General features: G+C 58.5%; 17 protein-coding genes and 4 pseudogenes. 11 read left to right on the forward strand and 10 right to left on the reverse strand.

What is annotated here, in order from left to right; genetic code table 11:
* Positions 1–5 precede the first annotated feature (5 nt).
* From EFQ99_RS29290 to EFQ99_RS29310, 5 genes are all read left to right on the forward strand, one after another.
* Positions 6–1,019 (forward strand): carbohydrate ABC transporter permease, encoded by a 1,014-nt coding sequence (locus tag EFQ99_RS29290; RefSeq protein WP_245441601.1) that lies wholly within the window; start codon positions 6–8, stop codon positions 1,017–1,019.
* On the forward strand, positions 1,016–1,945 hold the full coding sequence (locus tag EFQ99_RS29295) for a carbohydrate ABC transporter permease (protein ID WP_126924658.1): 930 nt from the start codon (positions 1,016–1,018) through the stop codon (positions 1,943–1,945). The genes EFQ99_RS29290 and EFQ99_RS29295 overlap by 4 nt, the downstream gene beginning before the upstream one ends.
* A 4-nt stretch (positions 1,946–1,949) precedes the next feature.
* A complete protein-coding gene (locus tag EFQ99_RS29300; RefSeq protein WP_126924659.1) occupies positions 1,950–3,032 on the forward strand; it encodes an ABC transporter ATP-binding protein in 1,083 nt (360 codons plus the stop codon).
* A 183-nt stretch (positions 3,033–3,215) separates the two neighbouring features.
* Positions 3,216–3,965: a sugar phosphate isomerase/epimerase family protein gene (locus tag EFQ99_RS29305; RefSeq protein ID WP_126924660.1), complete on the forward strand. Its 750-nt coding sequence runs from the start codon at positions 3,216–3,218 to the stop codon at positions 3,963–3,965.
* Between the two features lie 5 nt (positions 3,966–3,970).
* Positions 3,971–5,113 carry a Gfo/Idh/MocA family protein gene (locus EFQ99_RS29310; RefSeq protein ID WP_126924661.1) on the forward strand — a complete coding sequence of 381 codons (1,143 nt, stop codon included), beginning with the start codon at positions 3,971–3,973 and terminating at the stop codon, positions 5,111–5,113.
* A gap of 387 nt (positions 5,114–5,500) precedes the next feature.
* Here the strand turns inward: EFQ99_RS29310 and EFQ99_RS29315 are convergent, their stop codons facing one another.
* From EFQ99_RS29315 to EFQ99_RS29330, 4 genes and pseudogenes are all read right to left on the reverse strand, one after another.
* Positions 5,501–6,259 carry a FadR/GntR family transcriptional regulator gene (locus EFQ99_RS29315; RefSeq protein WP_126924662.1) on the reverse strand — a complete coding sequence of 253 codons (759 nt, stop codon included), beginning with the start codon at positions 6,257–6,259 and terminating at the stop codon, positions 5,501–5,503.
* A 388-nt stretch (positions 6,260–6,647) separates the two neighbouring features.
* Positions 6,648–6,890: pseudogene (locus EFQ99_RS29320) on the reverse strand (IS6 family transposase); the annotation flags it as partial.
* 106 nt (positions 6,891–6,996) lie between these two features.
* Positions 6,997–8,103 (reverse strand): sensor histidine kinase, encoded by a 1,107-nt coding sequence (locus EFQ99_RS29325; RefSeq protein ID WP_126924663.1) that lies wholly within the window; start codon positions 8,101–8,103, stop codon positions 6,997–6,999.
* Positions 8,096–8,791 carry a response regulator transcription factor gene (locus EFQ99_RS29330; RefSeq protein WP_126924664.1) on the reverse strand — a complete coding sequence of 232 codons (696 nt, stop codon included), beginning with the start codon at positions 8,789–8,791 and terminating at the stop codon, positions 8,096–8,098. Before EFQ99_RS29330 ends, EFQ99_RS29325 begins: the two co-directional genes overlap by 8 nt.
* Positions 8,792–8,883: 92 nt before the next feature.
* Here EFQ99_RS29330 and EFQ99_RS29335 point away from each other — a divergent pair, with 92 nt between their 5' ends.
* From EFQ99_RS29335 to EFQ99_RS35700, 3 genes and pseudogenes are all read left to right on the forward strand, one after another.
* Positions 8,884–9,600, forward strand: a complete 717-nt coding sequence (locus EFQ99_RS29335) for an ABC transporter ATP-binding protein (protein WP_208722833.1) — start codon at positions 8,884–8,886, stop codon at positions 9,598–9,600.
* A complete protein-coding gene (locus EFQ99_RS29340) occupies positions 9,600–12,059 on the forward strand; it encodes an ABC transporter permease (protein ID WP_126924666.1) in 2,460 nt (819 codons plus the stop codon). The genes EFQ99_RS29335 and EFQ99_RS29340 overlap by 1 nt, the downstream gene beginning before the upstream one ends.
* Before the next feature lie 257 nt (positions 12,060–12,316).
* Positions 12,317–12,661 (forward strand): annotated as a pseudogene (locus EFQ99_RS35700) (hypothetical protein); the annotation flags it as partial.
* A 233-nt stretch (positions 12,662–12,894) separates the two neighbouring features.
* On the opposite strand, the gene EFQ99_RS29350 reads toward EFQ99_RS35700, so the two are convergent.
* Positions 12,895–13,506: a TetR/AcrR family transcriptional regulator C-terminal domain-containing protein gene (locus EFQ99_RS29350; RefSeq protein ID WP_126924667.1), complete on the reverse strand. Its 612-nt coding sequence runs from the start codon at positions 13,504–13,506 to the stop codon at positions 12,895–12,897.
* 76 nt (positions 13,507–13,582) lie between these two features.
* On the opposite strand from EFQ99_RS29350, the gene EFQ99_RS29355 reads away from it, so the two are divergent.
* Positions 13,583–15,178 carry an FAD-dependent oxidoreductase gene (locus EFQ99_RS29355; RefSeq protein WP_126924668.1) on the forward strand — a complete coding sequence of 532 codons (1,596 nt, stop codon included), beginning with the start codon at positions 13,583–13,585 and terminating at the stop codon, positions 15,176–15,178.
* Positions 15,179–15,288: 110 nt separating this feature from the next.
* On the opposite strand, the gene EFQ99_RS36335 is transcribed toward EFQ99_RS29355, so the two are convergent.
* From EFQ99_RS36335 to EFQ99_RS29380, 4 genes and pseudogenes are all read right to left on the reverse strand, one after another.
* Complete coding sequence (locus tag EFQ99_RS36335) at positions 15,289–15,726, reverse strand: hypothetical protein (protein ID WP_126924669.1); 438 nt, start codon at positions 15,724–15,726, stop codon at positions 15,289–15,291.
* Positions 15,727–16,297: 571 nt separating this feature from the next.
* Positions 16,298–16,645 (reverse strand): DUF3088 domain-containing protein, encoded by a 348-nt coding sequence (locus EFQ99_RS29365; protein WP_126924738.1) that lies wholly within the window; start codon positions 16,643–16,645, stop codon positions 16,298–16,300.
* Between the two features lie 166 nt (positions 16,646–16,811).
* Positions 16,812–17,557, reverse strand: a pseudogene (locus tag EFQ99_RS29375) (IS6 family transposase).
* 75 nt (positions 17,558–17,632) lie between these two features.
* The gene (locus EFQ99_RS29380) at positions 17,633–18,622 is read right to left on the reverse strand and encodes an aldo/keto reductase (RefSeq protein WP_164736460.1); all 990 of its coding nucleotides are present in this window, start codon (positions 18,620–18,622) and stop codon (positions 17,633–17,635) included.
* 158 nt (positions 18,623–18,780) lie between these two features.
* Here EFQ99_RS29380 and EFQ99_RS36340 point away from each other — a divergent pair, with 158 nt between their 5' ends.
* Positions 18,781–18,993 (forward strand): helix-turn-helix domain-containing protein, encoded by a 213-nt coding sequence (locus EFQ99_RS36340; RefSeq protein WP_425376293.1) that lies wholly within the window; start codon positions 18,781–18,783, stop codon positions 18,991–18,993.
* Positions 18,994–19,410: 417 nt separating this feature from the next.
* Positions 19,411–19,664, forward strand: a pseudogene (locus EFQ99_RS29390) (methyl-accepting chemotaxis protein); the annotation flags it as partial.
* A gap of 342 nt (positions 19,665–20,006) precedes the next feature.
* Here the strand turns inward: EFQ99_RS29390 and EFQ99_RS29395 are convergent.
* The gene (locus tag EFQ99_RS29395; RefSeq protein WP_164736461.1) at positions 20,007–22,673 is read right to left on the reverse strand and encodes a LuxR C-terminal-related transcriptional regulator; all 2,667 of its coding nucleotides are present in this window, start codon (positions 22,671–22,673) and stop codon (positions 20,007–20,009) included.
* Positions 22,674–22,840 lie beyond the last annotated feature (167 nt).

Genomic DNA, 22,840 nt, shown 5'->3' on the forward strand with positions numbered 1-22,840 from the left:
TCCCGGTGGCCACCTCTAGTGGCCACTTTTCTTTTGGACGCAGCGCCGCGAAGGAGGCTCTGATGGCAACGACTTTGCCAGCCGACAACTCTGCTGAGATCGGGTCTGTCGAGCAACTCAAGGCAGCCGGGCGCAATCGCCGCCGGATGGCGCTGCTTCCCTCGGTTATCGGCACTCTCCCAATGGCCGCCACAGCCATTCTCATCTACATTGTCTGCATCATCTTTACCGTCATTTGGTCATTTACCGACTCAAGGTTGTTCCCCAACTTTCATTTCATTGGCTTCAAACAGTATTTCGATCTTTGGCGCGAGCCGCGCTGGATCGTTTCTGTTGCCAATATTTGGATCTTTGGTTTCGGCGCCATCGTCTGTAATATGGTGTTCGGCTTCCTGCTCGCGGTCTTCCTCGACCAACGAGTGAAGAATGAAGACCTTTTACGCACCATTTTCCTTTATCCCTTCGCCCTGTCGCTCGTGATCACCGGTCTCGTCTGGCAATGGATGATGGACCCAAATCTGGGCATTCAGTCCGCAGTTCGGGCTATGGGATGGACCGATTTCCGCTTCGCTCCGATTTCCAATCCCGGCACCGCGCTGATCGGGCTTGTGGTGGGCAATTTCTGGAACGGGGTCGGCGTCACCATGGCCATCCTGCTCGCCGGCCTGCGCGGAGTTGACGGCGAAATCTGGAAAGCGGCCAAGATTGACGGCATTCCCGCCTGGCGCTCCTACATCTTTATCGTCCTGCCGATGATGAAAGGCGCCATCGTGACTGCGCTCGTGCTGCAGGCCGTGAGCATCATCCGCGTCTTCGACCTTGTGGTCGCCATGACCGGGGGCGGACCGGGTATCAGCACCTATATGCCCGCGCTCTACGTCATCCAGCAGATCAATGCCCGCAACGTGGCCCAGGGCATGGCTGCGGCAACCCTGATGCTTCTGCCGGTTCTTGCGGTCCTGCTTCTGGTTCAGGGCCTTCGCATCCGCGCTGAAATGAAAGCGAAACACGCCAAATGAGCACCATTACTGCTGATAATCGCGCCCACGCACCCGGGACACTCGCTGCTGGCGAACCGCGCGGCCCGTTGCCCAAGCGGCTTACCGCAGACCGGATCGGCGTTTACGCATTTCTGATCATCACGGCGATCTTCTTCCTGATACCGCTATGGGTCATGGTCGTGACCTCGCTCAAAACCATGCCGGAAATCCGCGACGGCCTGCTCTTCAATTGGCCGCGCGAACTAACCTTCGATCCTTGGATCAAGGCCTGGTCCGCCGCCTGTACCGGCATCGAATGCCGTGGTCTCCAGCCCGGCTTCCTCAACTCGGTAAAGATTACCCTTCTGAGCGTGCCGATCTCGATCGTCATCGCCATGATCAACGGCTATGCCTTGAGCTTCTGGAAGTATAAGAGCGCCGATTTCCTCTTTGGCGTTCTGATGTTCGGTGCCTTCGTGCCTTACCAGGTCGTCGTCTACCCCATGATCATCGGCATGGGCCGGATTGGCCTCTTTGGTACGCTGACCGGCATCGTCCTGGTGCATACCGCCTTTGGCATGCCGATCTTGACACTGCTGTTTCGCAACTTCTTCACCGCGCTCCCTGCGGAACTCTTCAAGGCGGCCCGCGTCGACGGTGCCGGATTCTGGCAGGTCTTTTTCCAGATTATGCTGCCCATGTCGCTGCCGATTGCCGTTGTGGCACTCATCCTGCAGGTCACCGGCATCTGGAACGACTTCCTGTTCGGACTGGTCTTTGGCGGTCGCGAAAACAGCCCAATGACCGTCCAGCTCAACAACATCGTCCAGACCACCACCGGCACACGTGAATACAACGTCAACATGGCCGCTACCATTATCACCGGCCTTGTACCGCTATTCGTCTACTTCGTTTCCGGCAAATGGTTTGTCCGCGGCATCGCTGCTGGCGCAATCAAGGGTTAGTCTCATGAAACCTAGCGTTTCCATCAAAGACCTCACGCTCAGCTTCGGCAACGTCAAGGTTCTTGAAAACCTTAACCTTGATATAGCAGAGGGCGAGTTCATCGTGTTGCTCGGGCCCTCGGGTTGCGGCAAATCCACGCTGCTCAACTGTATCGCGGGCCTGCTCGAGATCAGCGACGGACAAATCTTCATCTCCGGCAAGAATGTCACTTGGGAAGAGCCCAAAAATCGGGGCATCGGTATGGTGTTCCAGTCCTACGCGCTCTATCCGCAGATGACGGTGGAAAGGAACCTTAGTTTTGGCCTCCGTGTCGCCGGCATGCCCAAGGCGGAAATCGACAAGCGCGTTGCCCGTGCTGCCGAAATTCTACAGATCCAGCCGCTACTGCAGCGCAAGCCGGCCAACCTGTCGGGCGGCCAGCGCCAGCGCGTTGCCATCGGCCGCGCTCTGGTGCGTGATGTTGATGTGTTCCTATTCGACGAGCCGCTATCCAACCTCGATGCCAAGCTTCGGTCCGACCTGCGCGTCGAAATCAAGCGCCTGCACCAGCGCCTGAAGAATACTATGATCTACGTGACCCACGACCAGATCGAGGCTTTGACGCTGGCAAATCGCATTGCCATCATGAAAAATGGCGTGATCCAGCAGCTTGCCGATCCGCACACCATCTACAACAAGCCAACGAATCTCTACGTTGCCGACTTTATCGGTTCGCCCTCGATGAACTTTATTCAAGGAATGGTCGAAGGCGATACGTTCATTGCTGGCGACGGCACACGCATCCCGGTCGGCGCCTATGAATTTGCCGGCGGCCTCTCTGGCTCGACCAAGGCCGTTCTCGGCGTTCGGCCTGAACATATCCTTTTGGGCGATGCGGCTCGCTCCATGCCGTTCCAGACCACTGCGGATGTCGAAATCGTCGAGCCTATGGGATCCGAAACCCTCGCTTGGACCAAGGTAGCCGGCACCCCGGTCACCTTCCGATGCTCCAGTGACATCCCTCTGGCTGTAGGCGACAAGGTCAATGTCGGCTTCGACATCGCACGCGGCTCGCTGTTCGACGCGCAGTCCGAAAACCGTCTTTAGGAACTTGGGTGGGGCTCATGTCCCACCCCTACCGACTGTCGCCCGGCGACGGCCGGGCTCATTTTGCAAACTTGGAATGGATCCCATCCAAACTTTGCCCTTGCGCTCGACCCGAGCACTGGGATGACACCAAAAGGCAGGATTCAGCCTGCCGTACCGATTGAAAACTGCAAAGAGGCCACAATGACCGAACTCTCCTTTCAGCTCTACAGCGCTCGTAATTACCCGTCGTTCTCCGAACTCCTGACCAAGCTGTCCGAAATCGGCTTCAAGCAGGTGGAGGGTTATGGCGGCCTCTATGCCGACGCCGCCGCCCTACGCGCCGAGCTCGACAAGAACCGCCTCTCCATGCCGACAGGTCACTTCAGCCTCGATCAGCTCAAGGATACCGACGCCGCGCTCCAGACCGCTGAAACTCTGGGTATGAAGCGCCTGCATTGCCCCTCCATCAGTCCCGACAAGCGTAGCGAACATGAAGCCGAGTGGCTAGAACTGGCGGAGACATTAGCATCGATCGGCGAGAAGGTTACCGCTGCCGGCTACGGCTTTGGATGGCACAACCACGATTTCGAGTTTAAGGCGACTACCACCGGCCGCACGCCGATGGAAATCATCCTCGAGACCGCCCCCAAGATCGAATGGGAATGCGACGTGGCCTGGGTCCTCCGCGGGAAGGTTGATCCACTAACCTGGTTCGACCGCTACGGCGACCGTATATCCGCTGTGCACGTCAAAGATATTTCAACCGAAGGCGAAAACCTGGAGGAAAGCGGCTGGGCTGATGTCGGTCATGGCATTGTCGGCTGGGACAACATGATCAAGGAAGTAAAATCGCGCACCAAGGCGCAGTACTTCGTTGCCGAGCATGACAACCCGACCAACGCGATCCGTTTCGGCACGCGCTCATTCGCTACTGTTAGCAAGTGGAAGTAAGTTAAATGGCTAAGACCTATGGAGTCGGCATCATGGGTGTCGGCAATATCTCTGCCGCTTACCTCCGTCTCGCGCCCCTGTTTAAGGGCCTCGAGGTCCGTGCCGTGGCGGACAAAATGCCGGAGGCTGCGCAAAAGCGCGCCGAGGAGTTTGGCGTCGCTGCGCAGACCCCGGATGAGCTCCTGAAAAACAGTGAGATCGACGTCGTGGTGAACCTCACCATTCCCTCGACGCACTATAAGGTGTCTTACGACATCATTTCCGCGGGCAAGCATGCCTATTCGGAAAAGCCCTTTGTTCTTTCCGTAGAAGAAGGACTTTCCCTTAAGAAAGCGGCAGATCAGCGCAATCTCAAGGTCGGGTCGGCTCCGGACACCTTTCTGGGCGGCGCTCACCAGCAAGCGCGGGAGATCATCGATTCCGGCAAGCTCGGCAAGATCATGAGCGGCACAACTCACGTCATGAGCCGTGGCATGGAGCATTGGCACCCGAATCCGGATTTCTTCTTTCAGCCTGGCGGTGGCCCGATCCTTGATCTCGGTCCTTACTACATCACCGATCTCGTGCATCTGCTGGGGCCGGTGAAGCGCTTGTCATCCTTTACCAATATGGCACGCACTGAACGTGAAGTGACGGCCGAAGGACCTTACAAGGGTACCGTCATCAAGGTTGGCACGCCCACGACCATCCATGGCGTGCTTGAATTTCACAACGACGCCATCGTTACCATCGGTGCCAGCTGGGACGTCGCGGCTCACGGCCACCACAATATCGAACTGTATGGCACCGATGGATCGATCTTCGTGCCCGACCCGAACTACTTCGGCGGAGAACTCGAAACAGCAGCACTCGATGGTTCCCGTAGCCGTGTCGCGCCGTGGGAACATCCGTTCGGCAAGCCCAACCAGAACCTCGACGACACCATTCCGCGTGCCAACTATCGCTGCGCTGGACTCGCCGACATGATGTTGTCGCACGAAACCGGCGAAACCCCGCGTTGCGGCCTTGATGTAGCGCTGCACGTGGTGGAAGTCTTAACCGGTTTGCTCAAGGCAGGCGAGAGCGGGAAAGTTCTCACCCTTCAGACCACTTGCGAGCGCCCGCGCGCCCTCGGCATTGAAGCCGCGCAGGCCCTGCTCAAGGATTGAGATGCTGAGAAGCTGTAGGGCAGAGGGCGGCGCGCAAGTGTCGCCCGTACAAAAAGGCCCGAACCGAAATAGTTCAAAGGTCGCAAGAATAGTTACTCATGGCCACAACCACCATCCGAGCGTGTATCGCCGCGCGAAAGATATCTGATCGCCGGCTTTGATAACCGGGGACGACACGAAGAAAGGCGCTATCAATTGAAAAGAAAACGGGAGACTTGCCGGCAGGATTGGTACGATAGGCGCGCGCGACCTCCCACTTTTCGATCTGACTGACAACCTTTCCCAGTCGGCTGGTAACGGTTCGGTGATTATAAGGCCGCGTGGCCGGCGCTTCAACATCCCCAACGTCTGAGAAGTCTAGTCTTGGTACGATCCAACGAAAGTATCTCACTGCTCGCCGTCAAGAACATTGCTGGTCTCCAAGTCATTTTCATCGGCCCCGCGCATGAGGCCGCGGAACCTCATCTGGCTCCGACCGATGTGGTTTTTCATACATTCGCGTGCACGCTCGACATCCCCAGTGGCAATAGCCTCGCAGATCGCGTCGTGTTCGTCGATGGATTTGCTGAGATATGGCGGGGTGATCAGGGTGCCAAGCTTCGCACCTTGCGGTGCGCGCCAAGGGCGGATGGCTAGACCCATGCGGTCAAAGAACTCACGGAAGGCTTCATTGTTCGTGGCTTCGGCAATGGAGCGGTGGAAGGCCCAGTCCGCTTCTTCAGTAGAATCGTTGTTGGCGAATGCCATTTTGAACGCGTCCGCTGCTTGCCAGATTTTCTCTTCCTGAGCCCATGATCGTCTGGAGGCCGCCAGTCCTGCAGCGTGAACCTCCACTGCCATCCGCAATTCGAGAATGTCGAGCATGGATGCGGAAAAATGGAAACTATCAGAACCCTGCACGGCGTGCGCATCCAGATCGAGCTTCTGGGATACGAACACGCCGACACCATGCTTCGCCTCCAGGAGGCCGTCGGCCCGCAGTGCCGCGATAGCCTCACGGATCGTTGTCCGGCTGACTCCGAGCTCAAGGGCAAGGGCCTTCTCCGTAGGAAGCTTGTCTCCGACCTTCGTCGCGTCGTCGAGGATCCTCTCCTGAAGCGCCCTCTTGGTTTTGAGGGTTAGCGTATTTTTCGCTGTCGAAACCAAATTCGGTATTTCCTACCCAGGTGATCATATCTTTGGGACGTATCTTTGCGCTGCAAGACGGTTTTTGTCTACACAGTTTCCGAAAACCGTCCAAGTCGCATCGGTGCGGAAGGGGCACAATCCCGTTGAAAAAAATCAGATCTCCTTCAGTCCGTGATCAGACCTTTGCCGCTCAGCCGGCCGCAGAGCCAATAAAAATCAGGGGACGAGCGGACGGGTGGCATCAATCAGAAATACGTTCCAGAATAGGGCATAGACAGATGGACAACTCAAAAGCCAGGATTGGCGTCGACAGCGGCGGTGCACTCACCGACGTTGCGATGGAATACGCGGGGAAGATACTCTCCACGAAGGTGCTGACGAACTACAGCACCCCCGAGGCCGCCATCTTCCGAAAGCGTCTCAGCCGCCTTTCGATCATCGGCGCATAAGCCAAAACCCAGCGATTGATCGAACTGTGATCCACGTCGAAGCCTCGCTCTTTGAACTTTTCTTCCAGGTCGCGATAGCTCAGCGGGTAACGCAGATACCACGACACCGCCTGAATGATCAGCCATGCTTCGAACTGCCGCCCCTTGAAATCGTCCTTCGACTGGCGCTTCAGCTTTTCGGCCATGACATTGAGAATCATAAACCCGCACTCCAACAAATCGGGCGCCTTTTCATCACCCAAATCTCAAGCTGGGGTTAACAAGAAAACTTTGCGACAGCCCCGACCAGTTTGATCTTCCGAGCCATCATCCGTCAGCCCGAGGGGATGAAATCGGTAGCCGCACCGTGACCCGGAGGCCGCCGATCGTACGTGGCGTGAGGCTGAGCGTTCCGTCATGGGCCTGAATGATGCTTTTTACGATCGCCAGGCCAAGCCCAACGCCGGCATGGTCGGCGCGGATTCGCTCGGCGCCACGTTTGAACGGCTCGACCAGCGTGGAGACCGTTTGGGGTGCGAGGGCCTCGCCCGTGTTCTCGACAATGAGTTCGACGTTCTCGCGAGAAGTGTCGGTTATGAGCCACACCGATCCCGGTCCGGCCAGGTTGTGCACGATCGCATTGTGCAGGAGATTGGTCGTCATTTGCAGCAATAGCGCCGGCGATCCCCAAGTCAGCGCCACGTCACCGGAGGTCTCGATGGTGATGCCACGCGCCTCGGCGAACGGCAGCAAGCCTTCGGCGGCTTCTTCCGCCAGAAGGGACAGGTCCACGTTCTCGCGTGCGAAGGATAGCTGGTCGGCACGGCTCAACAACAGCAGTGCCTCGGTCATATCGATTGCGCGCGCGTTTACGTCGTGGAGGCGCTCGATGAGCGCGCCGCAATCGCATCCCGGATCACCTCGGGCGACGTCGAGAAGCGTCTGTATCGTCGTCAAGGGTGTGCGCAGCTCATGAGAGGCGTTTGCGGCAAACCGTCTTTGTTCAGCAACATGCGCGTCGAGACGGAGGAGCATGTCATCGAACGCATCGGCAAGTTCGCGAAACTCGTCGGTGCGGCCCTCCAGGCCGATGCGATGTGTCAGCGACCCGTTCGCGGCGAGACGGGTCGCGTCAGTGATGCGGGTCAAGGGAGCGAGCATCTGACCGGCCAGAAACCAGCCGCCCAACAAGCCGAACGCCAACAGGAGAATCATGGCGATCAACGCGGCGGCGCCGAAAACGATCGGGCCGAAATTGTGCGGGTTGAAAGCGCGCGGCAAATTGGCGGCACTGGGTATGAGCAACTCGGCAGGCACACCGCGCAGCAAGAAGAGCCACACGATCCCGAGCAGCAGAACGCCAGCGACCAGAAGGAAGCCGGCATAGCTGAACGTCAGTTTCAGTCGGACACTGAAACCCGAAATCCTAGACATGGATGCCACCTACCGGCCCTGCGACCGGTTGAGTTTCAATGCGATAACCAACGCCGGGCACGGTGGCGATCAGCCCGGGTTCGCCAAGGCGCTTGCGCAGGGACGAGACCGTTATGCGCACGGCATTGGTGAAGGGGTCGGCATTCTCGTCCCAGGCCTGCTCCAACAATTGTTCGGCACTGACCACACCACCTTCGGCGGCGACGAGCACTTCAAGAACGGCGAACTGCTTCCGCGTAAGGGCGATATAATTGCCGGTGCGGAAGACTTCGCGGCGAAACGGATCAAGGCGCAGCCCGGCGATTTCTCGCACGGGTGGCCGGCTATGGAGGCGGCGCCGGTCAAGCGCCCGAAGCCTGAGCACGAGTTCGCGAAGCGCGAAGGGTTTGGTTAGATAGTCGTCGGCGCCGAGCTGAAACCCCGACGCCTTGTCGTCGAGCCGGTCGGCGGCCGTCAGCATGAGGATCGGCGTGCCCCGGCCGGACGAAACGATGTACCGGGCGATCTCGTCGCCCGTAGGCCCTGGAATGTCGCGATCGAGGACAGCGATATCGTAGGCGTTGATTCCGAGTAACTCCAGAGCCGTGTCGCCGTCGCCGGCGATATCAGCGGCAATCGCTTCGAGCCGCAGGCCATCACGGATAGCCTCGGCCAAATAGGGTTCGTCTTCGACGATCAACACGCGCATGATCGGTTTATACTACGACCCGCGACATATCGTAAGCATATCGAAAAACCGATACAAGCCGACAACATCGCAGATGGCTTACTGGCGGCATGATGCTATTCGATCCCACCGCGATCATTCAACCAGAGTCATCTGAAGCGCCGGCCGCCAGCGCGCGAGGTCTGATCAAGACCTATGGGCAGGGGGACACCCTGGTTCACGCGCTGCGCGGGATCGACCTCGATCTGGCGCGCGGCCAGTTCACGGCAATCATGGGGCCAAGTGGGTCTGGCAAATCCACCCTCATGCACTGCCTGGCGGGGCTCGATCGGGCGAGCGGCGGCACGCTCGAAGTTGGCGGCACGCAGCTCGGCACACTTGACGACAACGCGCTGACGATCTTCCGGCGCCGGCATATCGGCTTCGTCTTCCAGTCCTTCAACCTCCTGCCCATGTTAACCGCTCAGCAGAACATCCTGTTGCCCCTCGAATTAGCGGGGCATCGCATCGACGACACAGTGCGCGAGCGCGCGCAATCGTTGGCCGGAACGCTCGGACTGACGGCTCGGCTCGATCACCGGCCCTCGGCGCTTTCGGGCGGGCAGCAGCAAAGGGTCGCCATCGCCCGAGCGCTGATAACGCAACCCGACCTGCTGTTCGCGGATGAACCTACAGGAAACCTCGACAGCGCCGCGTCTGCCGATGTCCTCGATCATTTGCGGCGCTCGACGCGCGAATTCGGCCAGACGGTCGTGATGATCACGCACGATCAGGCCGCCGCGACCTATGCTGATGACGTGATCCTGATGCAGGACGGGCGGATTGTCTGATGCGCAATGTCTTGCTCGGATCGCTGCGCATCCATGCCCGTCGATACATCGCGGCCGCCATCGCCGTCATCGTCTCGGTCGCATTCATTGTCGCGATCGGCGTCCTTGGCTGGGGCGCCCGTGCAGGCCTGATGGCCAGCGACGGTGCGCCTTACCGCAGCGCAGACTATGTCGTCAGGGCCGATCCAAACGCGCATTCGCGCGACCCATCCTGTTGCACGGAGACGCTGGAGACGGCGGCGGCGATCGAATTGGTCGATGGTTTGGGTAACAACGCATCGCCTCTCGGTAGGGTTTTGCTGGCGGCGCACACTGTGAATGGATCTCCCGTTAGTGCGGGCAAAGCCGCGGTGGGGCCGATCGCGTCGGCGCCGCAGATGCGATGGCAAAAGCTCGTCACCGGTCGATTCCCCGAACGCCCGGGTGAGGCGGTCGTGCATGTGTGGGACGCGCGCGCCTGGAAGATCACGGTCGGCGACCGCATCTGCCTCGGCGAAGGCGGCGCTGCCGTAGACATGCGCGTAGTAGGGCTCGTTGAATCGCCCACGACGTGGACCCAGGCTTCGGTATACGTCACCTGGCCGCAATATGTGGCTTGGCGCGACGAGGCCAGCTTCCATGTTGGCAGCGTCGCCATTCGTGGGAGCGTCGGACACCTCCCGGATGGCATGATTGCCATACCGGCGCAATCCTACGTCACTGCAAGCCTCGCCAAGCTCAACAAGGGAACAGACGCGTTCGCCCTGATGGGGCTGGCCTTCGCCAGCGTCGCGGTCTTCGTATCGAGCTTTGTCATCGCCAACACCTTTTCCATCCTCTTCGCGCAGCGCGTTCGTGATTTCGCCCTGCTGCGGTGCATCGGTGCGACCCGGCGACAACTGCTGACATCCGTCCAGCTCGAAGCCGCCATCGTAGGTGCACTTGCATCGTCAGCTGGCATTGTGGCCGGCGTCGGGCTTGGCTACGGCTTGGTCGCCCTCATCCCGGTGCTCGCGCCGCTGACACCGATGGGCGTCCCTGCGCTGCCTGTGCCATGGTTGCTGGCCGGGTTCGTTATCGGGCTTGTCGTGACGTTGACGGCTTCCTGGTTACCGATCCGAAATGTAGGTCGCGTAAGCCCGATTGAAGGCTTACGCCCTCATCGCGCGCTAGATCTGCGCACAGGCGTTGGCCGGAAACATTTGACACTTGTTGCTCTGCTTCTCATCACCGGCCTTGCCATGCTCACGATCGCGATGGCGAAGGGCGACAGGGTGTCGATGGTCGTGGGCGGCGCGTCTACGTTCGTCGCTGTCTTGTGCCTTGGCCCCCTCCTCGTGCCCGGCTTGATCAGGCTCATTGGCACGCGTCTTGGCCCGATCGGTCGGTTGGCGACCGAGAACGCCGTGCGCAATCCGAGGCGTACCGCTACAACCACGGCCGCGCTGCTGACCGGCGTCAGTCTAACGACCACGGTCGTTGCCGGGATGGTAACGTGGCGCACGTCGATAGATGCTCACCGCGACACCCGGTTTCCCATTGATGTCGCGCTGACCTCGCTCAATCGTCCGACCACGGCCGATCTACTCGACAGGGTGCGCCGTACACCCGGCATCGATCAGGCGGTTCCGGTGTATGGGGCCATAGCACAGATCAGCGGCTGGGATACACCCATCGCCATCGTCGCGGCGCCGGCCGCCGTTCAGATCGCGCGCGACAGCGGAACGTTTGCTCAGGCGGAGCCGGGCACTATCAGGCTCGACCGTGAAGCCTTCCGTTCGTCCCAAAGGACGCTGGGCATCCGGCCCGGCGATCGGATCACGGTGCGCATCGGTGATCGGCAGGCCGTGTTGAAAGTCGTCTTCCTCGGCGGCTGGGGCCAGGCTGGCGTGGTCGCACCTGAGACCCTGGCGCAACTCACGAACAATCCGGAACCGCAAGTCGTCTGGATCAGGGCAGCCGAGGGCGAAGATCCCTTGAAGCTCGTCGGCGAACTCGATGGACTGGCCGATGGCGCGGGTCTACAGATCGAGGATCATCTCCAGGCCCGCGCGGCGGGCGACCGGCAGCTGAACATCCTGACGTGGTCAGTTATCGGCCTCCTCGCGATCTCCGTGGCGGTGGCGTTGATCGGCATCACCAATGCTCTGGCGCTCTCCGTTCTCGAGCGCACCCGCGAGAACGCGCTGCTGCGCGCGCTTGGGCTCACGCGGAGGCAGTTGCGGCAGATGTTATTGATCGAAGGAATGCTGCTGTCGCTCGTCGCCACGATGCTCGGAACGACGATAGGCGTCGCGTTCGCCTTTGTCGGCTACGAGACCATTATTAAACCGATCCTCGCCCAGGCCTCGCTCGTCATTCCGTGGGCCTCGTTGAGCGCCGTCGCCGTCATGACCGTGGCTGCGGGAATGGCCACCTCGGTGCTCCCGGCGCGCCGGGCAGCCCATATCACGCCGGCGGTGGGGTTGTCCTTGGGCTGAACGCGGATGCCTCACCCGACGGATAGATCGGAAGGCGATCTCCCGATGACCTGTCGCCAGCGCGCGTTAAAAGGGGCACGCCCAATCGTCAGCCGGTGGGCTCAGAGTGCGATAGTCAGGTTCGGCTTCGCTGCGGAAACATCACGCGACCACGTACCGGAGAGTGAGAGGTCGGCCGGGACGGGTTTGAGCCGGAGCGGTTGAGAGAGAGCACCGCACGGCTCGTCCCGTTTCCGCTCTTTCTTGAGGTTTTCTCGATGAACGACCTGTCCTCGATCGCGGCCCTTCAGGCCGCGCCGCTTCGGCTTGCCCCCACCATCCGCAGCGTCGTGGCCATCCGTGCGGCAGCGCCGCGTCTTATCCCCCATTTCGAACGCGGCCAGCGCATAGACACCGCGATCCTGCGCGACGCGATGGACACCGCCTTCGGCGGGTCCGACACCTCAGGCGTCTGGAACTGGAAGACCGTCTAATTATAAATCGCGTGCGAAGCAGCAACCGTGCTGTTTCTACGCAAATACGGAAAGCCGCTCTTCCGCAAAGCCGACACGCCGGGTTTGCGCCTTTCCGCCCTGGTCAAGATCGCCAGCCTTCTCCCGACACAAATCCTCGACGAAGAGGTACTGGCACGTGACGCGATCGCTATCGAGGCAGTGGCGAAATCCTTCGATTCGCGCGCGGGAGGCCTTCCTAATGAGGAGAAGGTGGTCTCCTGGATGATCGCCGCCGCCCTGCGAGCGAGCGCGACTGGCGGCGCCGTGGCAGTGAAGGAGGTGGAAAGCGGGTCGGGTAACGACTCATCGCTGCCTCGTTCGGCTCGTCGATCGCGGCGCGGTTAGAGCCGATCGTTCGGATGGTGCCGAGACATACCCTTTATGAAGGTGTCCACGGCCCAGAGGAACGTGTCAGGACCTCCGATTTGCGGGACTTCGGCAACCGCGCGTTCCAGAAACGGCGCCTGCGCCAAAATCTCTCTGGGGAGCATCCGGCTCTCGCCCGATTGGGCCTCGATCATCCAGCCGACGACAAAGCGTCCAAGCACGAAAAGCGCGCGAGCGGCATCTCCCGGCGAAAAGCCAGCGTTGCATAAATACGTGATATGATGGTCAATGTCAGACACCTGCTCAGGTCCAGGTGACGATCCGGCATGAACCTTCGCGCCATCGCGATAGCGTGCAAGGGCCGTTCGAAACGCCTCAGCCTCGGCTCTCAGCCACGATCTCCAATCGGGGAAATCGGCCGGGTCCGGTCTGGCCACCTCTCCCATCATACGATACGCCATCGCATCCAGCAGCGCGCGCTTATTCTTGAAGTGCCAATAGAGCGTTGGCGACTGAATCCCGAGCTGGTCGGCGACACGCCGCGTCGTGAGGCCATCGATCCCAACTTCGTCCAGCACCGTGAGCGCGGCGCTTACAATCTCCTCTTTGGTGAGCCTTATCGCCATTCCAACCTTGACTCTCTATCAACGATAGGGACATTCATCTATCGATGATAGAATATCGACATCGGAAGAGGCAAGCATGACATCTCTCGGTCCCGTCAGGGAGCTGGACGTTCTGGTTGTTGGTGCAGGTCCCGCCGGACTGATAGCAGCGATAGAACTTGCACGCCGCTCCATCAATGTTCGCATCGTGGAAAAGGAAGCGGAGCCTCAACGGGCGTCCCGGGCTAAGGGGCTGCAGCCCAGGACGTTGGAAATCCTTTGCGACATCGGGGTGATCGATGAGGTTCTCGCAGGCGGGTCACAGTTCCCGCGCTGGCAAAGTTACCAGGGAGCCACCCTGAAGTGGGAAAAGTGTGTCTATGACCTTCTCGGTATTACCATCGAGAATCCAGGCATAGAGCGGCCATTCACCGAAACCCTGTTGATCCCGCAGTGGCGCTTCGAACAAATTCTGCGCACAAAATTGGCAAGCCTGGGCGTGCGTGTCGAATATGGCACACCGCTCATTCGTCTTCTGGAGAGTGAGGAAGGTGTGCATGCGCTTCTGGACAGCCCATCGGGAGCGGAAAGAGTGACGTGTCGGTACCTTATCGGTGCGGATGGCGCGCGAAGTTTTGTCCGCAAGTCTATCGGCGTCCGCTTTTCGGGCGAGACAATGAGTGAGGAACGATATGTTGTCGCTGACGTGCTCGCCGACGGACTGAGCGACAGATATTGGATGAACTGGTCTCTGCCGGACAAGCCCAATGCCCGTATTTCGATGTGCCCGCTTTCTCACAGTCGATATTTCCAATTTGTGGCTCCAATCCCGATCGACCTGCCGCAGCATGAGCTGTCATTGGGTCTGCTTCAAAAGCTCTTCGATGAGCGATGTGGTTGGCCGGGGGTTAACCTCTCAGGTCTCCGATGGATCACGAGCCATGTGCCCAGTGCGAGACTTGCCGACCATTATCGCGTCGGGCGGACATTCCTTGTTGGAGATGCGGCTCACTCGCCTCCAACGTCGCCGGGCCAGGGACTGAATTTGAGTGTTCAGGACGCCTATAATCTCGGATGGAAATTGGCAGCCATGTTCGGCGGAGACGATCCGACACTGCTCGACACTTACGAGAAGGAGCGTCGCCCCATCGGCGCGGGCGTCGTCGGTGTCCTTGCAAAGGAGATGATCGCGACTGGGATCGACCTTGAGAGCGCAGACTTGGCTGAAAAGCGGATCAGGCAGGATATATTCAATACTGAACATAACTATAGGGGATCGGCACTCGCAGTAGACCAGCGGCGCACATCGGGTCGTGTTCAGGCGGGAGATCGTGCGCCGGGTGCGACCATCCGCCTTGAGGGCGGTGATGATGCTTCCCTGTTTGATCTGATCCGCGGCACGCACTTCACCGCCATTTGGCTCAACAGCCACCTGTTGCAGGAGGGATTTTCGATCCTTTCCAACCGGACCGCGGAACATAAGGCCTATCGCGCCGTGCCGTCACGCGACCCTCAAGACGTGAGCGATATCCATAGGGTCTTCGGCGTTTCATCTGATGAACCGACGCTTATCGTCATCAGGCCAGATGGATATATCGCTCTTTGTGCAGGCGACGGAGCGGCCATGGCGTGGGGCGAACGGCTCAAGACGATGTCATTCTGGTCGGCGGTATCTTGCCATCCCGAACCGTGACAGAGTCTGCCGTATCAACGTCGCATGAGTGTTCGTCCTTGCTGACGCTCCGTATTTCCAACCGGCGCGCTGATCTCAAGCGAAGTATTCGGCAACTCTAACATCATTACTTAGAGGCCGTCTCTGGATGAGACCGGAACGACCGCGGTGGGTTCCAGATTCCCGGTGAACAGGTACGTCGTCGAGCCGCCTTCGCCTTCGGGTACACTTAGGCCCTCGCGCCTCAGGGTCGAAGCGACTTCCGCCGTAACGGTTGCTGCGCTGTCCACGAAGCCGAAGGCATCGCCGAACTCGGCCCGGATCGTGGGTTTCAGGAGGGTGAAGTGGGTCGAGGCTAGCACGAGTTGATCCGCACCAACTGCGGCAAGGGGGCTCGGCTTCGCGTAGGATGGCTCAAAGCGCGGGTATGTCGGTTTCCCCGCGTTCCAGTGATGATCGGCACCGATCTGCCGTGCCAGAAACCAGAGCATGCCCAGCGACAGGACCTCGCTGTCCGCAAGCGGCCGCCCCGGATAACGCAGGGCGGCCAAAACGCAGGCGAAACCCAACCGGTTCGAGGCCTTATTCTACCGCATGATGGGGTCGAGGTCGGATTGGTCCGTCATCCGGGATGCTTGGCGCCTGCTGCCACCATGAATCGCTCAGTAATGCTCTTCGTGCCATTCTCTGATCTTCGCCCTTCGCTGCTCAGGTGCAGCGAACTGGAAAATGACTGTCCGACAAACGGACGTTTGATGGCATCCACAAGTTTTGTCCGCGAAAATTGCTAATTAACGGTGAAGTGGACATTGTCCATATCGAACCAGAAAACGGACAAATCGCGCCTTGTCGCAGTCTGCGATGCCTGCATTCTTTTTTCGTTCCATCTAAGGAACGTCGTCGTCCAAGCCGCCGTCGATGGCCTGTTCGATGCTCGATTGTCCGATCTGATTCATGACGAGTGGATGTGCAACTTGGTATCCAACACACCGGATCTGTCGCTAGATCGCCTTCAAGCCGCCAGACAACTATGGATGCCCCTTTGCCGGTAGCAACGGTCCCAGGCTATGAGGCGTCACGACACGAAAGTGGTAAATCTGTCCGACTTTTCAGAATGAAGTGAGAACGGCTTTTCGCAGGTCATGGATGTGGTTGCGGAAAGCCGTGCCGTTCCGATAGCGCGGCAAGGATCTTGTCTTTTTCAGCGATGAACACGCGCCCCTCGTGAACCCCTGTTTGATGAGGCGAATTATCCCCCTCCGCTAAAACCAGCAAGGGCAAGGACTGGTTTTGCTCTCCTACAAGGGCGGCCACGCCTCGTCTGGGCCTTAGCCATTCTATGCGTTCAACATCGAGCTTCTTTGCCAAATTCGGGAAGGAGGCCAAGACACCCTCCATAAGGGCGCAGTGCCAGCAATAAAACTGCTGGCCTGGATAAGCAGGGTCATTGAAGCCCGGACGCAGCAGGAACAGTCGGTCGCGGTTCACCATTTCATTTCCCTTCCGATTTCAAGGCATTTTAGAGCGCGGTCTTGCCAATCTTTACCCGCGCGGCGGCTTCCCGCACGTTGAGGCCGGCTGCTAGATGCAGGCGTGCCCGGGCGCGTCGCAAAGTTTTTCGGCGGGCGCAGTTATGCCGTAACGGGCTGCATTTTCACGCTTTATTAACTTTTTGAAGTCCGAAGAGGCGTGCGTCATTCTGGTGTTAACAGTCCAGCCACCGGAAAAGCCGATGCCCTTCTGCAGCCACAGCATGGCTTCGAACCCGGCGATAGTCCGCCTTGCAGTGTCGAACGTTCGGAAGTCGCCGACCTTCGGCATGAGCTTCTGCACCCGGAAATGGTCGCTTTCAATGCCTTGCTGCAAATGCTTGGTGACGTATTGGACCGGGTCCGGTGTGAGCAGCTTTTCCTCGACGCTATCCCTGATCGCAGGCGGAAATGTTTCGGTGCCATCGGTGCCTATCTTGCCGGGTGAAAGCAACGGTTCGTCCTTCAACATCTTGCGGAAGAAGCGTTTGGCAGTATCGAGATCACGCTTTGCGGTCAGCAGGAAATTCACTGGATCGCCGTATTTGTCGATGGCGCGGTAAAGTTGGCGCCACTGGCCACGGATTTTGATATAGGTCTCGTCAATGCGAACTGAACCGCAATGCGGCTTCCGAAAGCGTCTCAGCCGCCTTTCGATCATCGGCGCATAAGCCAAAACCCAGCGATTGATCGAACTGTGATCCACGTCGAAGCCTCGCTCTTTGAACTTTTCTTCCAGGTCACGATAGCTCAGCGGGTAACGCAGATACCACGACACCGCCTGAATGATCAGCCATGCTTCGAATTGCCGCCCCTTGAAATCGTCCTTCGACTGGCGCTTCAGCTTTTCGGCCATGACATTGAGAATCATAAACCCGCACTCCAACAAATCGGAGCGCCTTTTCAGCACCCAAATCTCAAGCTGGGGTTAACAACCCGCAAGAGATCATGCGGCTTCATTTAGTTTATCCAACTGCTCCGCAGTGAGAATCACTTTGGATGCTTTCAGGTTTTCCTCAAGCTGATTCAGCTTCGAAGCGGCTACTAGTGGGATCACAGCTGAACGCGTCGCCATCATCCAGGCCAGGACGATCTGGTTTGCCGTAGCGCCCGTCTCGGCGACAATTTCTTCGAGAACGGTGCGTCGCTTATTGTTATCGGCAGTGAGATAATTTTTTGCTAGACGATTCGGGTCGGCGACACCGCCCTGCAACAGTGGCGAATAGGCAACAATACGAAAGCCCGGGTGAGCTTCGACATAGTCGATCAATTCCGATCCGACAACATTCTCGACGCCGTGTCCGCCCCTCTCACCAAGCGCGTCGGCAAGGCCTAGCTTGATCCCCTGTGCCGGCTTGAAGAAGCTATGACGATGCTGGATGGCGACGTAGGAAGCGAAGCCATGAGCCGCGCTCGTCGCTCGGGCCTGCTCAACACGCCAGGCGGTATAGTTCGAACACGCAATCTCACGCACCTTGCCGGCTCTGACTAGATGATCAAACGCCCGAAGTGTTTCCTCAATTGGAACCGTACGGTCATCAACGTGGGCATAGTAGAGATCAATATAATCAGTGCCGAGATTCTCCAATGACATCTCCGCTGCCAATATGATAGCTTCATACGATAGCCCTTCTGCCTTGTCGAGAAACGCACCTTCTTCCGTTGGCCTTGCGCCGACCTTCGTGGCTATAACCAATTTGTCGCGACCGCCACGGTTGGCGAGCCACTCGCCGATAAGCCGTTCGCTATCGCCGGATTTTCCACCGTCGACCCAGAAAGTATAGTTATCCGCAGTATCGATAAAATTACCACCAGCCGCGAGGTAGGTGTCAAGCAACGCCATCGAAGTTCCGTGATTGGTCTTCGTACCTAGGTACATCGCACCGAACGCCATGTTCGACACGGAAAGTGACCCAAGTTCGGTACGTGTAAGCATAAGAACCTCCATTACTACGGGCCTGCAGCGAAATATACTTAGACCAAGCCAAGTTTAATTTTCGAGTTTGAAATACTATTTTTTAGGTGACGACGAAAGCTAACAAATTCGAAGGGTATTTTTCAGAAATGAAAAACCTTAGCTAGGAAGATCTCCATATTCCCTATCATGTAGCGAATGGCCGCGGACTTTCGGCCGCGGCACGTGCGCTTGGCTTGAGCGCGGCGACGGCTGGGCGACGGGTCCTCGCGCTCGAACAAGCTACCAAGCGAACGCTGCCTATGCGCTCCCAATCGCTATCGGCTCACTCAGGCTGGCGAGGAACTACTGGCTCTAGTGCAAGCAATGGAAGCCGCGACCCGACCGATTGAGGATTGGCTCGCGGCGAAGGGCGACCGGCCGATCATACGTATTTCTGCTGGTACATGGACAGCCATCTTCATCGCTGATCATTTCGCGAGGCTCTGGCGATCAGATGACGGATTTCGCATCCCTTTGTGACGACAGAAGCGCGGCTCGACATTGCTCATCGCGAAGTCGAGATTGGAGGGCGCAACAGACCGACGGAAAGCGGAAATCTCCCGTCGCGCAAACAGTTTCGCGATCCGATGCCGTCAGAGGCGTTCACCATTCTGCATAGTGACGACCGGTGGCAGAGAGGCATCCCGCCGCATTCTCCATATTCCAAGAACCGAAACACTATGCTTGTGCTGTAGCGCCAAGCTCAGACCAATGTCGGAAGGCTGATCGCATCTACAATCTCTATACCGTCCGCAAATCGGCGGCCGAATCAATTGATGGACGCAATTGCCACGTCCGCGCGTGAACAGTCCACTGGACTGGCGGAAATCAATGCGGCCGTCAATCAGATGGACCAGTCCACTCAGCAGAATGCTGCGATGGACGAGCAATCCACAGCGGCGGCCGCGTCATTGTCGTCTGAGGCAGCAGGCTGCGCGAACTGGTCAATCAGTTCACTCTCGACCACGAACCCGCTCAGGCCGCTGAACCTAGACGTGACGTCCGCACCATCGCGGCGTGATTGACTAGCAGGTATTTTATGAGGAATCGCGCGCACGCCTAATGTAGCCAATCGTCGATGCCTTGCGAAAGAATTGAGCTCTTGCTGGTGTCATGGTCATGCTGGTCTCCGCCTAAATTGTAACAGCGGCGGTTGGATATTGTGACGAACTTACTTTCCGGCTTTGCCGGAAATCTCGGGTTTCAGAGAATCGGCTCGGCATAGTCTAAGGCTCGGATAAGTGCCGGATCTTCACATCGTTCCACTGAACATCAAGAGGCGGAATTTTCAGCAACCATCGACTATCGCTTTGCGATTCGATTCCGTTCAACTGCCAACCAGTAGCACTCATCCCCCATCTTCTTATTGATCGGGAATAACGCCTGCCTGGATCACCGAAACAGCCTCCGTTCGATTTCTGACCTTCAGTTTCTTAAAAATGGCCTTTAGATGCCATTTGACGGTCTCCAGGCCGATATCGAGGTCGGTCGCTATTTCCTTGTTGGTCATTCCATGCTGCACGCGATTGAGCAACTCGCGCTCCCGCTTTGTCAGGGCCGGTGCCAACGACGGCTCAGCGTGGGAGTGCGGCCGCTCGACGGTTATAAACGCAAGGGCCGATGCCAGTCGGTCGAGGTATTCAGGCGAAACCCGCCGGCTGGCGTTGTTTTGCAAGTAGGCGATAGCGGACTTTACGAGGAAGATCGCGCCCGCCCCGCTGTCGATATAGGGGCGGATGATATCGCCCGGCTCGGTTCGCGCCAGGAGACTGATCATCCCCTCGATCGCTGGACCACGCCTGCCCATCGCCAGCAACGAGACGCTGTATTCGATGCCTGCTTCCAAACCTGCCTGCTCGTCCCATGCAAACTCATGCATTTGACGCTCGAAAATCTCTGCCGCGCGGTGCGGCTTGTTCTCGGCAGCGAGCAGTCGGCCTTCACTCATCCTCAACAATCGCCAACCAAACGATGTTGGTGACCTGTCGGTCGCTGGCCGGGCCTGGATCATGCCCCGGAGAACCGTCATCAGCGTACGCGCCTGTGTTACGCGAGATTGAAGCAAGTTGAGGCGAATCTGCTCGGCGATGCAAACGGTTCTAAGGCGCAGCCAGTCTCGCTTTCGACCTAACGCGTCGCCGCGCTCAAGCAATTGATATCCCGATTTCCAGTCGCCGCGGGATACCATGATCCGTACCAAAGTCAGATAGCAGGCGATCAAACCTTCAACAAGGCATGTTTGCTCAATGAGATCGAGATGACCTGAAAGCAGCAATTCCGCTTCGAATAAATCGTTACGTTGGTAGCGCACGAAGGAAAGCAGGCTGGCTGCCAGCACAGCGGGCGCCGTATTGATCCCAACGACCCTCTGCGCCAAGTCATATGCCTGTCTGAGCCGAGGTTCTGCCTCGTCAAGCCTGTTCTCGGCCACGTCGCACAGAGCTAGGAGGCAACTTCGGCAAACGACGGAAAAAGACAGCGCCGGTTGGTCGGCTTCGACGGGCAGCGGCTGTAGGGAACCGCGGGCAAGAGCGATGTTGCCGCCGATCAAGTGACCATGAATCGTGGCATTGCCCACCACGAGGACAGACCAGGCCTGCGACACGGAACTGCGGAATTCATCGGCAAGAGCTAGTAGCGCCGTGCCGTCGTCTGACATGTATGCGATGAAGATCAACAGGCTTTTCCGATAGTCTGCAAGTTCGTAGAGATCGGGATCGGACGGTGACGCGGCAATCAGATTTTCGATCATGCCGGCGATTGACTTCGCATCGTCCAGTCTCAGGCTTAGGGCATAAGCCGTGCCCGCTGCCGCCAGCAATGCGCCATCCCCCATCAACTGGCTCACAGAAATCTGCCCCAGCCAACCGATAACCATGGAGAGATTGCCTTTCGCGACTTCTTCGAGCGCACATTGTCGCGCCCACTCCACTGCTTTAAGAGTGTTTCCGGCGGAGAAGGCGTGCTGCACGGCGAGTTGCCAATCCCCGTTCTGCGCGAACCAGGCGCTTGCGCGGGCGTTCTGTAGCTTTCCGTCTTCGTTTAGCCTTTCATTCAGATAGGTCTGCAAGTACTGGCGAAACTGTGGATGAAGCTGAAATCGGGTGCCGCCTTCATCGACGCAATGTGCGAAAAGTTCTCCCGATCGCAACCGGCGAAAGAGATCTTCGATGCCTGCGGCGCCGGCCACGGCCCGACACAAGGGTAAGCTCAATTCGTCGAGCATGGATGTGCGAGCCAGCAGGGCTACTTGATGAGATGTCAGGTCTGTTGCCAGGCATTCCGCGAAAAACTCTGCGAACTCCGCAGGCAATTGTGCCAGGGCTGCCAGAGCGTCCTTAGCTCGCTTCGAACGGCCGAGCATAGTCACCGTCATCCTCAAGCCGGCGGGCCAGCCACGCGTCATGGCCGTGATTAGTTCATGGTCGAGGAGATCCATGTCCGCTGGGAGTTCGATCTTCAGAAATCGGGCCGATTCTTCCGGATCGTAGCGAAGTTGCTCCTGCGAAAGTTCGAGCAACTGGTTTGCGATACGCAGCCTGGTAACCGGTATCCGAGGCCGCCTTCGGCCGGAAATTACGATGCGAAGGCAATCCGGCCCATTATCGATGAGGTGAGAAATTACTTCGTCCACGCCGTCGCAAGGGTCGAAACTGTGATTGTCGAGCAGTAGCCAAACCCGTCCTGGCAGATGCGAGATGCCGTCGATCGACGCGTCGAGGTTGGCGCGCCAGGACCCCCGGTCGGCAGGGAGCCCTTCTCCAATGACTGATTGTTGCAATATGCGCGATAGCGACGATGGATCATCATCGCGCTGGTCGAGCTCGATCCAGGCGACGCGTTCCCCTCGAGCCAGTAGAATTTCACGCCATTGCCGCAACGTGACTGTTTTTCCGTAGCCGGCAGGCGCAGTGATGACCGTGACGCGCATGCTGGACGCTGTCGTCAGGTGCTGCTTCAGCCGGAGGCGCACCATGTCCTCGAAATTCAACGCCCGCGGCGCCAGTTTCATGTGGGGAACCACCGCCATCATTCCTCCCGCTTCGCCTCTAGCCTGCTCTGGTGCCTGACATAGAACCCCGCCGTACAAGATCCGTGATCCGGACGTATTTTACCTCACGCCACCTCATACCTCATCGCACCCCCCCATTCGAGGGGGGGATGGTCATTTCCGAGAGTGGTAGCGTTCAGAACACC

Source organism: Rhizobium vallis, assembly GCF_003985155.1.
GTDB classification, from domain to species: Bacteria; Pseudomonadota; Alphaproteobacteria; order Rhizobiales; family Rhizobiaceae; genus Rhizobium; species Rhizobium vallis.

What these genes read in the sequence shown, in the direction of transcription:
- EFQ99_RS29310 (WP_126924661.1), top strand. Translation starts at nt 3,971, where the DNA reads ATGGCTAAGACCTATGGAGTCGGCATCATGGGTGTCGGCAATATCTCT.
- EFQ99_RS29350 (WP_126924667.1), bottom strand. Translation starts at nt 13,506, where the DNA reads ATGGCGATAAGGCTCACCAAAGAGGAGATTGTAAGCGCCGCGCTCACG.
- EFQ99_RS29325 (WP_126924663.1), bottom strand. Translation starts at nt 8,103, where the DNA reads ATGTCTAGGATTTCGGGTTTCAGTGTCCGACTGAAACTGACGTTCAGC.
- EFQ99_RS29380 (WP_164736460.1), bottom strand. Translation starts at nt 18,622, where the DNA reads ATGCTTACACGTACCGAACTTGGGTCACTTTCCGTGTCGAACATGGCG.
- EFQ99_RS29295 (WP_126924658.1), top strand. Translation starts at nt 1,016, where the DNA reads ATGAGCACCATTACTGCTGATAATCGCGCCCACGCACCCGGGACACTC.
- EFQ99_RS29355 (WP_126924668.1), top strand. Translation starts at nt 13,583, where the DNA reads ATGACATCTCTCGGTCCCGTCAGGGAGCTGGACGTTCTGGTTGTTGGT.
- EFQ99_RS29305 (WP_126924660.1), top strand. Translation starts at nt 3,216, where the DNA reads ATGACCGAACTCTCCTTTCAGCTCTACAGCGCTCGTAATTACCCGTCG.
- EFQ99_RS29300 (WP_126924659.1), top strand. Translation starts at nt 1,950, where the DNA reads ATGAAACCTAGCGTTTCCATCAAAGACCTCACGCTCAGCTTCGGCAAC.
- EFQ99_RS29335 (WP_208722833.1), top strand. Translation starts at nt 8,884, where the DNA reads ATGCTATTCGATCCCACCGCGATCATTCAACCAGAGTCATCTGAAGCG.
- EFQ99_RS29340 (WP_126924666.1), top strand. Translation starts at nt 9,600, where the DNA reads ATGCGCAATGTCTTGCTCGGATCGCTGCGCATCCATGCCCGTCGATAC.
- EFQ99_RS29395 (WP_164736461.1), bottom strand. Translation starts at nt 22,673, where the DNA reads ATGGCGGTGGTTCCCCACATGAAACTGGCGCCGCGGGCGTTGAATTTC.
- EFQ99_RS29330 (WP_126924664.1), bottom strand. Translation starts at nt 8,791, where the DNA reads ATGCGCGTGTTGATCGTCGAAGACGAACCCTATTTGGCCGAGGCTATC.